This window comes from Natronospirillum operosum, assembly GCF_004768465.1.
Taxonomy (GTDB): domain Bacteria; phylum Pseudomonadota; class Gammaproteobacteria; order Pseudomonadales; family Natronospirillaceae; genus Natronospirillum; species Natronospirillum operosum.
Window position 1 is genome coordinate 46,953 of the sequence record NZ_SRMF01000008.1, and the last position, 13,872, is coordinate 60,824.

Genomic DNA, 13,872 nt, shown 5'->3' on the forward strand with positions numbered 1-13,872 from the left:
ATCTGCTATAGTGGGGCCGCATTCATTCAGTATCAATTGCGGATCCAGCCATGAGCAGAATCAGTTTTCGTGACCACACGCCACGCCTCGGTGAGCGGGTCATGATCGACCCCCTGGCCTTTGTACTCGGCGATGTGGAGCTCGGGGATGACGTCTCCGTCTGGCCCGGTGCCATTATCCGTGGTGACATGCATCGCATACGGGTCGGTGCCCGCACCTCTGTACAGGACGGTGCGGTCCTGCACATCACCCATGCCAGCGATTACAACCCGGACGGTCACCCGCTGGTCATCGGCAGTGATGTGACCATCGGCCACCAGGCCTGCCTGCACGGCTGCACTCTGGGCGACGAGATTCTGGTCGGCATCGGGGCCAGAGTCCTCGACGGGGCCGTGGTGCAGGATCAGGTCGTGATCGGCGCCGGCACCCTGGTGCCCCCCGGCAGGACGCTGGAAAGCGGCTACCTTTATATGGGCAGCCCGGCGAAGGCGGCCCGCCCGCTCAGCGACCGGGAGCGGACCTTCTTTCGCTACACAGCGGCCAACTATGTACGGCTCAAGGACGACTATCTCGACGCCGGCATTGATCGCCGCACCGGCGGGCGCTGAGCGCCTACTGGCTAGTGGTGTACCGGCGCCGGGTCTGGCGCCGGCGGCTCCGGCTCGGTGCCGTAGAGGATGCTGAACACCTCGTGATAGTGCCGGGCAAAGTGGGCCGTCAGCCCGGCGCGCAGGTAGTCGGGCAGTTCCTCGTAGTCGCCCCGGTTCGCCGCCGGCATGATGACGGTATCGATGCCCCGGCGCCGCGCCGCAATGATCTTCTCACGCACCCCGCCGATGGGCAGTACCTGACCGGTCAGCGTCAGTTCACCCGTCATGGCGACCCGTTCCAGCGGGGCCTGCTGTCGGGCCAGTGATACCAGGGCCGAAGCCATGGTGATACCGGCACTGGGACCATCCTTTGGCGTCGCCCCCTCGGGTACATGCAGGTGCACGAAGGCCTGGTCGAAGAAGGCTTCATCTATGCCATAGTCCGGCAAGTGAGCACACACATAGGAGTAGGCAATCTCGGCCGACTCCTTCATGACATCACCCAGCTTGCCGGTCAGACGAAAGCCCCGGTTCTGCCCGTGAATGCGGGTGGCCTCGACCGGCAGGGTGGCACCGCCCATGGCCGTCCAGGCCAACCCCGTTGCCACTCCGATGCCGGCCAGTTGCTGCTCGGCCTTGAAGATCGGATTGCCCAGCAGCTCGGTGACCCGGCGCGGCGTGATCTGCAGCGACTGGTCAGGCTCTTCCAGCAGCTGCACCACTGACTTGCGCACAATCTTGGCCAGCTGCTTTTCCAGGTTGCGCACCCCGGCTTCGCGGGCATAGCCCTCGATCACCTCGCGCAGCGCCTTGCGGGTGATGCGCAGGTCCTTCTTCTTTACGCCGGCCCGTTCCAGTTGCCGCGGCCACAGATGATTGCGGGCGATATCGACCTTCTCTTCGGTCAGATAACCGGACAGCCGAATCACATCCATGCGGTCCAGCAGTGGCCCCGGGATGCTGTCGAGCGTATTGGCGGTACAGATGAACATGACCTGACTGAGATCCAGCCGCAGGTCCAGATAATGATCGAGAAACTCGGCATTCTGTTCCGGGTCCAGGGTCTCCAGCAGGGCCGAAGCCGGATCACCCTGGAACGAGGCCGACAGCTTGTCCACTTCATCCAGCATGATCACCGGGTTCATGGTGCCGACCGTTTTCAGCGCCTGCACGAACTTGCCCGGCATGGCGCCGATATAGGTGCGTCGATGGCCCTTGATCTCGGCCTCGTCACGCATGCCGCCCACGCTGAATCGATAGAAGGGCCGGTTCAGGGCCTCGGCCACGCTCCTGCCAATGGAGGTCTTGCCGACCCCGGGCGGGCCAACCAGCAGCAGTATCGAGCCATTGATGCTGCCGCGATAGGCGCCCACGGCAATGAATTCGATAATGCGGTCCTTCACATCGCCCAGGCCATCGTGGTCCCGATCCAGAATACGACGCGCACGTCTGATATCGAAGCGGTCCTTGCCGGTCAGCCCCCAGGGCAGGCTGGTGGCCCAGTCCAGGTAATTGCGTGTCACCCCGTATTCGGGCGACCCCGACTCCAGCACCTTCAGCTTGTCGAGCTCTTCCTGAATGCGCTGCTCTGCCTCGGCCGTCAGCGTCTTGCCTTCCAGCCGCGCAGTAAAGGTATCGACATCACTGGTCTGGTCATCCTTGGACAGGCCCAGTTCCTTCTGGATGACTTTCAGTTGCTCACGCAGAAAGAATTCACGCTGCCGCTTCTGGATCTTGTCATTGACCTCTTCCTGCAGCTCGGTATGCAGGCGCACCACCTCGATTTCGCGTTTGAGCAACGGCAAGACCTGCTGCAGCCGCGGCAGCAGGTCTGCTTCATCCAGTACACCCTGGAGATCACCCCCCTTGCCGGTGGTAATGGCGGCCGCAATATCGGCCAGCGGGCCAGGGTCATTGGGTGAGAACCGCTGCAGATAGTGCTTCAGTTCTTCACCATACAGCGGGTTGGTGGGTACCAGCTCCTTGATCGCGGAAATCACCGCCATGGCATAGGCCTTGACCTCATCTTCCGGCCCCTCGGCTTCGCTGGGATAGCGTGCTTCGATCAGATAGGGCGCCTTGCGGCTCAGCCACTGACTGATCTGCACCCGGGTCAGGCCCTCGGCCACAAACTGCAGCGTGTTCTTTTCCCGCTTCAACTGGTGCACGCGCACCAGGGTACCAGTCGCGGGCACATCCTCCGGACTCAGGGTATTGCCGGCGGCCTCGAAATCCTCCACAAAGAACAGCGCCAGCATGCGATGCGGCGTGTTCATCACGCGCTCCAGGGTTTCGCCCCAGAGATCGAAGTCGAGCACCACCGGCATGATCTGGGCCGGAAAGAAGGGCCGACTGTTGAGGGGGATCACATAGAGGCGCTGGGGACGAACATCATTGGCCTGCACCAGGCCGGTTTTGGCGCCGCTCTCGGCAGCACCGGACTGTTCCGGATCACGATCGGCAAAAAGGATTTCAGCTGGACTCATGACACCTGCCTTGTTGGGAGTCGCCGACTCGAGCTCGGCGCTGTGTGTGTTCACTCACTCCCTGCTAGATAGGCGTCACTTGGGCAAATTTCAATCCCTGTCGAGTTCAGCCCGCAGTGCTTTCAGCACGGGCTCGACTGCAGGCGCCCGGCCGGTCCACTGCTGAAACGACTCCGCCGCCTGACCCACCAGCATGCCCAGGCCATCCATGCACCGGGGTACGCCCTGAGCGGCCGCCCATTGGTTGAAGGGCGTGGCCGCGGGCGCATACATCATGTCGTAACTGACCCGAGTGTTACCAAGCGTGCCGGCCGGCAGCGGCGGCACCTCGCCGCCCAGGCTGGCTGCCGTGCCGTTGATGACCCAGTCCCAGCCTGGCTCGAGGTCGTCGAAGCCACTGGCGGTCAGTGTCACACCCTGCGCTGCCGCCATGGATTGAAAGCGGTCCACCAGGGCTTCGGCCCGGGCCCGGGTGCGGTTGGCAATATGCAGACAGGCCGGGCGCGTGGCCAGCAGTGGTTCCAGCACGCCCCGCACCGCACCGCCGGCACCGAGCAGCAGAATGCGCTGAGCGGCCGGCTGCAGGCCCTGCACACTGACCAGATCTCGTACCAGCCCGGCGCCATCCGTGGTATCACCCAGCCACTGACCCGGCTGGCCCGGCAGCGGTATCAGGGTGTTGACCGCACCGGCTCGCTCTGCCCGCGCAGTCAGTTGATGGGCCCAGCCACAGGCTGTTTCCTTGTAGGGGACGGTGACATTGAAGCCGGCAAAGTCGTCCTTCAGCAGCGCTCTGACCCGGGCGTCCACGGTTTCCGGCACCAGATCCAGAGTGTCATACTGCACCGGCAAGCCCAGCGCCTGACCGAAGGCCTGATGAATGAAGGGCGAGCGGCTGTGGCTGACCGGATGCCCCAGCAAGGCGAGTCTGACCGTCATACCCACTCCCGCCGACGCAGGGTATCGGTCAGCAGGTGGTGCTCGGGACTGCCTGGCTCCGGCTGGAAGTCATAGTGCCATTCCACACTGGGCGGCAGACTCATCAGAATCGACTCGGTGCGGCCACCCGACTGCAGGCCGAACAGGGTGCCCCGATCATAGACCAGATTGAACTCCACATAGCGGCCCCGCCGCACGGCCTGCCACTGGCGCTCGCGGGCGCCGTACTCCAGATGCCGACGTCGCTCCACGATGGGCATGTAGGCATCCAGATAGCCATTGCCCACCGCCTGCAGGAAGGCAAAGCAGGTCTCGAACTCCCAGTCGTTCAGATCGTCGAAGAAGAGGCCGCCGATGCCTCTGGGTTCCTGCCGGTGGGGCAGATAGAAGTATTCATCACACCACTGCTTGTACCGCGGGTAGACCGTTTCGCCAAAGGGCTGGCAAAGATCACGCGCGGTCTGATGCCAGTGTCTGGCGTCATCGTTAAAGCCGTAGTACGGGGTCAGGTCAAAGCCGCCCCCAAACCACCAGACCGGATCGCTGCCCGGTTTCTCGGCCGCAAACAGCCGAATATTGGCATGTGATGTGGGCACATAGGGATTGCGCGGATGAATGACCAGGGATACCCCCATGGCCTGCCACCGCCGCCCCGCCAGTTCCGGTCGATTGGCGGCGGCCGTGGGGGGGAGCTGGTCGCCCTGAACATGGGAAAAGCCAACCCCGGCCTTCTCGAACAGGTTACCTCCGGACAGAATGCGGGTAACCCCCCCTCCCCCCTGCGGGCGAGTCCACACATCTTCGCCAAAGCGGGCCTCCGGCTCCTGCTGCTCCAGCGTCGTGCAGATTCGCGACTGCAGCGCGGTCAGATAATCCCGTACAGCCTGTAGCTCCATCATGCCCTCACTTCTGATCGTGGATTGCCATGGGTTTCAACGCAGTCTCGTCCCGGTCACCAGGTCCCGAATGGTGGACGGCTGCGCGGCACCACCCGTCGGCCCGGAGATATAACAGTCAACATCGTCGCCCAGCCAGTAGCGCACCTGCCATTCGTGGCGGCCGGCGCGGCGGCCACTGCGGTTGGCACTGGTGGACACCAGCGGCATTCCCAGTATGGAAGTCAGCGTCGCTATGGTCGGGTGGGCACTCAGGCGCATCGCCACTGTGGACTGACCACCGGTTATCCAGTCGGGCATGCCGGGTGGTCGGGGAATCAGCCAGGTCACCGGTCCGGGCCAGGTGGCGGTCAGTTGCGCGTGCTGCGGCGCGGACAGATGTTCCAGCCAGGGCGCCAGCACGGCCCATTGGCCGGCGACCAGAATCAGACCCTTGTGCAGCGGGCGCTGCTTCAGCGTCAGCAGCCGCCCAACCGCCACCTGATCCCAGGGGTTGCAACCCAGACCCCAGACCGCTTCGGTGGGATAGGCCAGCAGGCCACCCTGCCAGAAAGCAGCGCGCACCTGTTCGGGGTTCAGCCAGGTCATGCTCGGTCAATCGCCTCCGCCTCGATTCATCCTGCCCGGCTCAGCCGGGTGCCGGAGCAGCACCATGCACCCCGGGATGGGCGCATTGTACTTCAGGGACCCTGCAGACGCACATAGCTGCCGCCCTGAACGCCGATCAGCCCGGCCAGTTCCAGCTCCAGCAGCGGCTCGTACAGGGATTCCGGTTCACAATCCAGCGTCAGCGCCAGTGTTTCCAGAGCCGTGGGCAGCGTGCCCACGGCGGCAAAGACACGGGCCTGATCTTCCGACAGCGCAGGACCACCCGGGGTTTCGCCCTGGGTGCCGCCCTGGTACTCGGGGTAGAGGTCCAGCGCCACCGACCAGTGATCGGCCACCATGGCGCCGTCGCGCAGCAGGGCATTGGTGCCGGCCGCACCGGGTGCAAAGGGATGACCGGGCACGGCCAGCACATCACGGCCGAATTCCCCGGCCAGGCGTGCCGTGATCAGGGAGCCGCTGCGTTCGGCGGCTTCCACCACCAGCACCGCCCGCGCCAATGCAGCCACCAGCCGGTTGCGGCGCGGAAAGTTGGCTGCCTTGGGTGGTGCCCAGGGTGGCAACTCGGAAATGACGGCGCCGTGCTGGTCCACAATCTGCGCGGCCAGGGCTTCATGGCCCGCCGGATAGAGATCATCCAGCCCGCTGCCAATCACGGCTATGGTTTGTCCAGCGGCGTCCAGCGCACCCTGATGGGCCGCCGCGTCAATGCCACGGGCCAGGCCGCTGGTGATCGGCAGGCCAGCCGCAGCCAGCGCCCGGCTCCAGTCATGGGCCAATTGACGACTGCTGGCCTGCGGGTGACGGGAGCCGACGACAGCCAGTTGCGGCTGGCTCAGCAGTGGCGCCGAACCTTGCACATAGAGAACCGGCGGCGGGTCGGGCAGGATATCCATCAGGGCGGCCGGAAAGTCAGCATCGCCCGGGGTCAGCAATTGATTGCCCGGTCGGGCCGCCCAGTTGGCAACCCGCTTGAGGTCGGGCAACGCCTGCCAGGGGTCCTGCAGATTGAACAACACGGCCTGGGCCAGCAGGCGTGGCCAGCCCATGGCCTGCAAGGCACTGGGAGTGAGGTGCTCCAGTGCTCTGGGGGAGCCGTGGTGCATCAGCAACTGCTGCAGACGACGCCCGGTGAGGCCGGGTGTCAGGTGCAATACCAGCCAGGGCAGCTGGTCTCGATCAATGGTCATGACTACATCCCTGTTGTTACAGATTCATGGTTGCCGGGGTCGCGCCGACCAACTGTTTTCTGCCGCACCCACAGTCCCTGTGGGCGCACGCGAGGTCCGCGCCCGGCTCAGGGCAGGCTGGACAACTCCGGTGACTGGATGTGGTCGCCGACGCGGATGGTGTTGGTGGCATTCATGACCAGCCCGTAGGAAAGCCGGTCAAAGACCCGGAACACCATCAGGCTGCCGGAACGATCACCCGGCAGCTGCAGCACATCATTGTTCAGCGGATCGCGGATTTGCTCACCCGGGCGGGCAATGTCGAAAACATGGCCTTCGGTAACCCCATCTGCGGCACCGCGATTGAGCAGGACCACATCAAACTGACCGATCAGTTGGCCCCCGTCTGCCTTGTTGAGAATGACCCCGGTCAGGTCCCGATCAGGTGCTGCCGGGAAAAAGACGCTGCTTGGGGACTCGCGGCTGACCAGCAGCAGGCGGTCGCCGACGCGGATATTCTGCCGGGACTGCGTCAGCTGTACGCGGGCAATATCATCCTGCCGGGTTTCCAGTTCAGCCATGCCCAGAGCTATTGCCTCAATGCCCAGAGTCTCCCGGGTTTCAGCATCCACATAACGCTCTCCGCGCCGGAACACCTCATAGCGGTCCCCGGTTTCGCCCCAGTCACTGCCACGGGCGTAGATGCGATCGCCGGCGCCCAGCACAATGCGGCCTTCATCGCCGCCCACCACATAGGCCGCCTCGTCGAGGCGGTCCTCGCTGACGATCAGACTGCGGCTCAGGAAAGCTGAGATGCGCTCGCGGGGAATGGTCGGAATGGCGCCATCAAGGGTCTCAACGCGCACACGCGGGCTCAGCCGCACAGTGCCGTCGTCGTCCATGTCGTCTTCGGTCAGACGCATGGTCTGCTCGGCCCGTTCATCGATGGTCAGCCTGGGTTCACCGTCAACCCAGGTCAGGCGCAGCACATCGCCGGGGTAGATCAGATGGGGATTGTCGACCTGGGGGTTGATCAGCCAGATGTCTTCCCAGCGCCAGGGTTCATGCAGATACATCCGGGCGATGTCCCACAGCGTATCCCCTCGTTGCACTATATATTGTTCTGGTACATCCGGGCGCAGTGTCAGCTCATCCGCCCACAGGGGCGGGGCGCACAGCAGGCTCAGTGACAAAGCCGGGCCGATCAGCCATTTTTTCATTGTTGCCGTCCCTAATCGGTCAATTGACGAGGGCACGGACACTGTCCTGAGGTCCCCCGGGCCGTCCGAATGATGTATAATGATGGCCAGTCTGCGTGCAAGCTTAAACCAATTTGGCAACCCTGAAAACGCAACGGACAGGGGCACAGGGCGCTCAGACCACTACAAGGGCCACGGGGTGACAAAACTGTGGCCCGGTTCAAACTTTTATCACGTCGCGAGGCCGAACACATGGCAAAACTCGACATTCTGGAATTTCCGGATCCGCGTCTGCGCACCAAGGCCAGGCCGGTGGAAGCAGTGGACGACAGCATCCGCCAGCTGTGCGACGACATGCTGGAAACCATGTATGACGCGCCGGGCATTGGCCTGGCCGCCACCCAGGTCAATGTGCACCAGCGCATCATCGTGGTGGATGTCTCGGAAGACCAGTCCGAGCCACATGTCTTCATCAACCCCGAGCTGGAACTGCTCGGCGAAGACATCCAGTACCCGGAGGGCTGCCTGTCGGTACCCGGCTACTATGAGGAGGTCACCCGCAAGGACCATATTCGGGTACAGGCCCTGGACCAGCACGGCGAGTCTTTCACCATGGAAGCGCATGACCTGCTGGCCATCTGTATCCAGCACGAGTGCGATCATCTGGACGGCAAGCTGTTTGTGGACTATCTGTCGACGCTGAAACGCGGCCGCATTCGCAAGAAGCTGGAAAAAGCACACCGGGCGACGGCCTGAGCGCCGTCGGTCCGGGCTTGCCTGCCCACCACCCGACTCACTGACCAGAAGGATTCTGCCAAGCATGCCTGAGGTGCAGCGCATCGTGTTTGCGGGCACGCCGGATTTCGCCGCCCGGCCGTTACAGCAGTTGCTGGACGCCGGTGTCCGTCCGGTCGCCGTCTATACCCAGCCCGACCGGCCCGCCGGCAGGGGCCGCCAGGCCTCGGCGTCGCCGGTCAAGCAGACGGCGGTGGCAGCAGGTCTGCCGGTCTTCCAGCCGCCACATTTCCGTGACCAGACCAGCCTGGACGAATTGCAGGCCCTGCAACCCGATCTGATGATTGTAGTGGCCTACGGGCTGCTGCTGCCCACGGCAGTCCTGACCACACCCCGCCTCGGTTGCATCAATGTGCATGCGTCACTGCTGCCGCGCTGGCGTGGCGCGGCGCCGATTCAGCGCGCACTCGAAGCAGGCGACACCGAGTCCGGCGTTACCCTGATGCAGATGGATGCCGGCCTCGATACCGGCCCCATGATCGCCGAGCGGCGCCTGCCTCTGCCCGCAACCATGACCGGCGGCGAACTGCATGATGCCCTGGCCGAACTGGGCGCCCAGCTGTTGCTGGAGACGCTGCCCGATATCGAACAGAAACTGGCGGCCGCACGCCCGCAACCCGACACCGGCGTCACCTATGCCCACAAGCTGAGCAAACAGGAAGGCCAGTTGGACTGGCAGCAGTCTGCACAGGCGCTGGCCAATCGGGTGCGGGCCTTCAACCCCTGGCCCGTATGCTGGTTCGAATGGCAGGGCAAGCCGGTGCGGGTCTGGTCGGCGCAGGCAGACAGTGCAGAGGCAACCCGGCCGGGCACCGTCAGACGGTCCGATGAACGCCTATACATAGCCACCGGCGACGGCTGGCTGGAACTGCTGCAGGTACAGCCGGCCGGCAAGAAAGCCATGCCGGTGGCAGACTGGCTGCGCGGCTCCGGGCAGGCTCTGCAATCCGGCGAGGTACTGACCTGATGCCAGCCGCCCGTGTTGCCGCCTGTCTCTGTGTCCGCCTGGTCTGGCAGGAACAGCAATCACTCGCCGAATGCCTGCCGGCGGCCCTGGATCAGGTGCCGGCACGAGACCGTGGTTTTGTGCAGGCGCTGGTCTATCAGACCATCCGGCATTTTCAGGAACTGGATGCCCTGGCCCGCAGCGCGCTCAACAAGCCCCTCAAGCGCAAGGATGGCGACATCCACAGCCTGATCCTGGTCGGCCTGTGCCAGCTGCGCTATATGGACACCCCCGACCATGCCCTGGTCAACGCCACGGTCGAAGCCACACAGGTCCTCAACAAACCCTGGGCCCGGGGTCTGGTCAATGCGCTGTTGCGCAAAGCCATTCGCGGCCAGCTGACCGCACCCGCAACCGAAGAAGCACGCTGGAATCATCCGGCCTGGCTGCTCAAACAGTTTCGCGCCGCCTGGCCGGACCACTGGCAGAGCCTGGTGGAGGCCAATCAGACGCCGGGGCCCATGACGCTGCGCCTCAACCTGCAGCAGCAAACCCGAGCTGACTGGCTGACCACACTGGAAGCAGCCGGTCTGGCCGGCCAGCCGACCCGGATCAGCCCCTATGGCGTCACTTTGACCGAAGCCGGCCCGGTGGATACGATTCCCGGCTTCAGTGACGGTCAGGTGTCGGTGCAGGATGAAGCGGCACAGATGGCCGTTCACTGGCTTGAGCCGCAACCCGGCGAACGGATACTGGATGCCTGTGCCGCGCCCGGCGGCAAGACCGGGCATATTCTGGAACTGACCGGTGGCCGTGCCGAAGTCACTGCACTGGACATCAGCGGGCGCCGCCTGGCCCGGGTGGAAGAGAACCTGCAGCGCCTGGGCCTGCAGGCCACCCTGAAGAAAGCCGCCGCCGAACAGCCGGATCAGTGGTGGGATGGCCAGCCCTTCGATCGCATTCTGCTGGATGTCCCCTGTTCCGGCACCGGCGTGATCCGGCGCCATCCCGACATCAAGCTGATCCGACGCCCCGACGATGTCGCCACCCTGGTGGCACTGCAGGCCAGACTGCTGGATGTCGCCTGGACTGCCCTCAAACCGGGCGGCACCCTGCTCTATGCCACCTGCTCCGTGCTGCCGGAAGAAAACAGCGCCCAGATAGAGCAGTTTCTGGCCCGCACGCCCGGGGCTGACATTGAGCCACTGCCCTACCCGGACGGGGTGACTGAAACCCATGGACTTCCCGGACCACTCGGTGAACAATGGCTGCCACAGAAGGACGGTGCCGACGGATTCTACTACTGCCGCCTGCGCAAACACCCGGATAACGGGAGTTCGACGCAGTCCGGCGAGTCGGGAATCGCGCCGGCACCGCAAGACCCCGGCGCCGGACGGAACATACCATGAAGATCGTCATACTGGGGGCCGGTCAGGTAGGCGGCAGCCTGGCTGACACCCTGGCCCACGAAGACAACGACATCACCCTGGTCGACACCGATCTGGAGCGCCTGCGCGACCTGCAGGAACGTCTCGATATCCGCACCGTGCACGGCATGGCCTCGCACCCCACGGTGATGAGTCAGGCCGGAGCCGACGAGGCCGACCTGATCATCTGTGTCACCAGCAGTGATGAGGTCAATATGGCCGCCTCCCAGGTGGCCCTGGCCCTGTTCAAGACTCCGACCAAGATAGCGCGCATCCGCAACCCGGATTACCTGAAACATGCGGATGCCCTGTTTCGCACCGAGGCCTGCCCCGTTGATGTACTGATCAGCCCGGAACAGGTGGTCTGCGACTATATCCGGCGGCTGATCGAACATCCAGGTGCCCTGCAGGTACTCGATTTCGCCGAGGGTCACATCAAGCTGGTCGGCGTGCGCGCCTATGAAGGCGGGCCCCTGGTGGGCCAGGAACTGCGTTTTCTGAAGCAGCACATGCCGAATGTACCAGCCCGGGTGGCGGCCATCTTCCGCAAGGACAGGCCCATTCTGCCCGAGGGCAATACCCGCATCGAACCCGGTGACGAAGTCTTCTTCATAGCCGCCAGCGCCAATATCCGCGCCGTCATGAGTGAACTGCGGCGCAAGGAAGTGGCCTACAAGCGCATCCTGATCGCCGGCGGCGGCAATATCGGTTTTCGGCTGGCCTCGTCCATTGAACACCGCTACCGCGTCAAGTTGCTCGAGCGGAACCCCGAGCGCTGTCATCATCTGTCCGAGCATCTGAACAACACCGTGGTGCTGCAGGGCAATGCCTCCGATCAGGAACTGCTGATCAGCGAGAATATCGAGGACACCGATATCTTCATCTCCCTGACCAATGATGATGAAGCCAACATCATGTCCTCCATGCTGGCCAAGCGCCTGGGTGCACGCAAGGTGATGGCGCTGATCAACAACCCGGCCTATGTCGACCTGGTGCAGGGCGGTGAAATCGACATTGCCATTTCACCGTCGCTGGCCACCATCGGCAGCCTGCTGACCCATGTGCGCCGGGGCGATATCGTCAATGTGCATTCACTGCGTCGGGGGGCCGCAGAAGCCGTGGAGGCGGTGGCACACGGCGATCGCAACAGCTCCCGGGTAGTCGGGCGCAATATCGCCGACATCGACCTGCCGGAAGGCACCACCATTGGTGCCGTGGTCCGGGAGGGGGAGGTCATCATGGCGCATCGCGGGCTGGTGATCGAGGCCGAAGACCATGTGATCCTCTTTCTGATGAACAAGAAACGGATTCGTGACGTGGAGCGGCTGTTCCAGGTCGGACTGACTTTCTTCTAGGGACTGGCATGCATTTTCGCATCATACTGCGCGTACTGGGCTTGCTGCTGATGGTGTTCTCGGTGGCCATGCTGCCACCGGCCGGCCTGTCGCTGTGGTACGACGATGGCGCCTTCTACAGCTTTGCCTGGTCGTTCGTGTTCATTCTGGCAGCCGGGCTGCTGCTGTGGCTGCCGGTGCTGCGCAACCGGGACGAACTGCGGACCCGCGAAGGCTTCCTGATCACGGGCCTGTTCTGGGTGGTACTGGGCACCGCCGGGTCGCTGCCGCTGTATCTGTCCACCGATGCCGCCCTGTCCTACACCGATGCCTTTTTCGAGTCCTTTTCCGGGCTGACCACTACCGGCGCTACCGTGATGACCGGCATCCAGGATCTGCCCGAGTCGATCCGCTTCTATCGCCAGCAACTGCAGTGGATGGGTGGCATGGGCATCATCGTGCTCGCCGTGGCCATCCTGCCCATGCTGGGCGTGGGCGGCATGCAGCTGTATCGGGCGGAAATGTCCGGGCCCATGAAGGACAACAAGCTGGCCCCGCGCATCGCCGAGACGGCCAAGGCACTGTGGCTGATCTATGTCGGGCTGACGGCAGCCGCCGGTCTGGGCTACTGGCTCGCCGGCATGAGCCCGTTCGACGCCGTGGGCCATGCCTTCAGCACCGTCGCCATCGGCGGCTTCTCCACCCATGATGCCAGTATCGGTCATTTCAACAGTGGCGCCATAGAATTCATTGCCATCGTGTTCATGCTGCTGGCCGCCGCCAATTTCGGACTGCATTTTGTCGCCTTTCGCACGCGCAGACCCGGGCAGTACCTGCGCGATCCGGAATATCGCTTCTTTCTGCTGCTGATTTTCGGCCTGATGGGCGTTACCACCCTGTCGCTCTGGGCCACCACCAGCGAGACAGGCTGGCAGGCCCTGCGCATAGGCGCCTTCGAGGCCACCTCCATCATGACCACAACCGGTTATGCCAGCACCGGCTTTGCGCACTTTCCGCTGTTTCTGCCCTTCCTGCTGTTCATGGCCTCCTTCATGGGGGGCTCGGCAGGCTCTACCGCCGGCGGCATGAAGTCGATCCGCATTCTGTTGCTGTGGAAGCAGGGGGTGCGGGAAGTCAAACGGCTGATCCATCCCAATGGGGTCTTTCCCATCAAGGTGGGGCGTACCGAAGTGCCGGATCGGGTACTGAGTGCGGTCTGGGGCTATTTCTCCGTCTATGTGTTCGTGTTTCTGGTGCTGCTGATTGCCATGCTGGCCACCGGACTGGATTTCGTCACGTCCTGGTCCGCCGTCGGCGCGGCCATGAACAACCTGGGTCCGGGTCTGGGGGCAGTTGCCTCGAACTATGCCAGCATTCCGGACGCCTCCAAATGGCTGCTCTGTTTCGGCATGCTGATGGGCCGCCTGGAGATCTTCACGCTGATCATCATTATGAGCCCGATGTTCTGGCGCCGGTAGGCAAGGC

Annotated in this window: 12 protein-coding genes; 6 read left to right on the plus strand and 6 right to left on the minus strand. The window is 63.7% G+C overall.

All coding sequences use genetic code 11. The features are described 5' to 3' along the window. The first annotated feature begins 50 nt into the window (after positions 1 to 50). Positions 51 to 608, plus strand: coding sequence for a gamma carbonic anhydrase family protein (locus tag E4656_RS15775; RefSeq protein ID WP_135484271.1), 558 nt, complete (start codon positions 51 to 53; stop codon positions 606 to 608). 11 nt (positions 609 to 619) lie between these two features. Here the strand turns inward: E4656_RS15775 and lon are convergent, their stop codons facing one another. The 6 genes from lon to E4656_RS15805 all read right to left on the minus strand — a co-directional run bounded on the left by lon (position 620) and on the right by E4656_RS15805 (position 7,906). Further along, on the minus strand, positions 620 to 3,076 hold the full coding sequence (gene lon / locus E4656_RS15780; RefSeq protein ID WP_135484272.1) for an endopeptidase La: 2,457 nt from the start codon (positions 3,074 to 3,076) through the stop codon (positions 620 to 622). 90 nt (positions 3,077 to 3,166) lie between these two features. Next, on the minus strand, positions 3,167 to 4,015 hold the full coding sequence (gene aroE, locus E4656_RS15785; RefSeq protein WP_135484273.1) for a shikimate dehydrogenase: 849 nt from the start codon (positions 4,013 to 4,015) through the stop codon (positions 3,167 to 3,169). Beyond that, positions 4,012 to 4,914, minus strand: a complete 903-nt coding sequence (gene hemF, locus E4656_RS15790; RefSeq protein ID WP_135484274.1) for an oxygen-dependent coproporphyrinogen oxidase — start codon at positions 4,912 to 4,914, stop codon at positions 4,012 to 4,014. Before hemF ends, aroE begins: the two co-directional genes overlap by 4 nt. A gap of 33 nt (positions 4,915 to 4,947) precedes the next feature. After that, positions 4,948 to 5,499 (minus strand): L-threonylcarbamoyladenylate synthase type 1 TsaC, encoded by a 552-nt coding sequence (tsaC, locus tag E4656_RS15795; RefSeq protein WP_135484275.1) that lies wholly within the window; start codon positions 5,497 to 5,499, stop codon positions 4,948 to 4,950. Between the two features lie 92 nt (positions 5,500 to 5,591). Then, positions 5,592 to 6,707 (minus strand): DNA-processing protein DprA, encoded by a 1,116-nt coding sequence (gene dprA / locus E4656_RS15800; protein WP_135484276.1) that lies wholly within the window; start codon positions 6,705 to 6,707, stop codon positions 5,592 to 5,594. Positions 6,708 to 6,814: 107 nt separating this feature from the next. Further along, a complete protein-coding gene (locus tag E4656_RS15805; RefSeq protein WP_135484277.1) occupies positions 6,815 to 7,906 on the minus strand; it encodes a LysM peptidoglycan-binding domain-containing protein in 1,092 nt (363 codons plus the stop codon). A 231-nt stretch (positions 7,907 to 8,137) separates the two neighbouring features. On the opposite strand from E4656_RS15805, the gene def reads away from it, so the two are divergent. The 5 genes from def (at position 8,138) to E4656_RS15830 (ending at position 13,865) form a co-directional block, all read left to right on the plus strand. Beyond that, positions 8,138 to 8,641: a peptide deformylase gene (gene def, locus E4656_RS15810; RefSeq protein ID WP_135484278.1), complete on the plus strand. Its 504-nt coding sequence runs from the start codon at positions 8,138 to 8,140 to the stop codon at positions 8,639 to 8,641. A gap of 64 nt (positions 8,642 to 8,705) precedes the next feature. Continuing rightward, positions 8,706 to 9,647: a methionyl-tRNA formyltransferase gene (gene fmt, locus E4656_RS15815; RefSeq protein ID WP_135484279.1), complete on the plus strand. Its 942-nt coding sequence runs from the start codon at positions 8,706 to 8,708 to the stop codon at positions 9,645 to 9,647. Further along, positions 9,647 to 11,035, plus strand: a complete 1,389-nt coding sequence (gene rsmB / locus E4656_RS15820) for a 16S rRNA (cytosine(967)-C(5))-methyltransferase RsmB (RefSeq protein WP_135484280.1) — start codon at positions 9,647 to 9,649, stop codon at positions 11,033 to 11,035. The genes fmt and rsmB overlap by 1 nt, the downstream gene beginning before the upstream one ends. Beyond that, positions 11,032 to 12,408 (plus strand): Trk system potassium transporter TrkA, encoded by a 1,377-nt coding sequence (gene trkA, locus E4656_RS15825; protein ID WP_135484281.1) that lies wholly within the window; start codon positions 11,032 to 11,034, stop codon positions 12,406 to 12,408. The genes rsmB and trkA overlap by 4 nt, the downstream gene beginning before the upstream one ends. Before the next feature lie 8 nt (positions 12,409 to 12,416). Continuing rightward, a complete protein-coding gene (locus E4656_RS15830; RefSeq protein WP_135484282.1) occupies positions 12,417 to 13,865 on the plus strand; it encodes a TrkH family potassium uptake protein in 1,449 nt (482 codons plus the stop codon). Positions 13,866 to 13,872: the final 7 nt, after the last annotated feature.

Excerpts from the sequence above, each read along its gene's own strand:
- tsaC (WP_135484275.1), bottom strand. The coding sequence starts at position 5,499 with ATGACCTGGCTGAACCCCGAACAGGTGCGCGCTGCTTTCTGGCAGGGT.
- E4656_RS15830 (WP_135484282.1), top strand. The coding sequence starts at position 12,417 with ATGCATTTTCGCATCATACTGCGCGTACTGGGCTTGCTGCTGATGGTG.
- hemF (WP_135484274.1), bottom strand. The coding sequence starts at position 4,914 with ATGATGGAGCTACAGGCTGTACGGGATTATCTGACCGCGCTGCAGTCG.
- rsmB (WP_135484280.1), top strand. The coding sequence starts at position 9,647 with ATGCCAGCCGCCCGTGTTGCCGCCTGTCTCTGTGTCCGCCTGGTCTGG.
- fmt (WP_135484279.1), top strand. The coding sequence starts at position 8,706 with ATGCCTGAGGTGCAGCGCATCGTGTTTGCGGGCACGCCGGATTTCGCC.
- def (WP_135484278.1), top strand. The coding sequence starts at position 8,138 with ATGGCAAAACTCGACATTCTGGAATTTCCGGATCCGCGTCTGCGCACC.
- dprA (WP_135484276.1), bottom strand. The coding sequence starts at position 6,707 with ATGACCATTGATCGAGACCAGCTGCCCTGGCTGGTATTGCACCTGACA.
- E4656_RS15805 (WP_135484277.1), bottom strand. The coding sequence starts at position 7,906 with ATGAAAAAATGGCTGATCGGCCCGGCTTTGTCACTGAGCCTGCTGTGC.
- E4656_RS15775 (WP_135484271.1), top strand. The coding sequence starts at position 51 with ATGAGCAGAATCAGTTTTCGTGACCACACGCCACGCCTCGGTGAGCGG.
- trkA (WP_135484281.1), top strand. The coding sequence starts at position 11,032 with ATGAAGATCGTCATACTGGGGGCCGGTCAGGTAGGCGGCAGCCTGGCT.
- lon (WP_135484272.1), bottom strand. The coding sequence starts at position 3,076 with ATGAGTCCAGCTGAAATCCTTTTTGCCGATCGTGATCCGGAACAGTCC.
- aroE (WP_135484273.1), bottom strand. The coding sequence starts at position 4,015 with ATGACGGTCAGACTCGCCTTGCTGGGGCATCCGGTCAGCCACAGCCGC.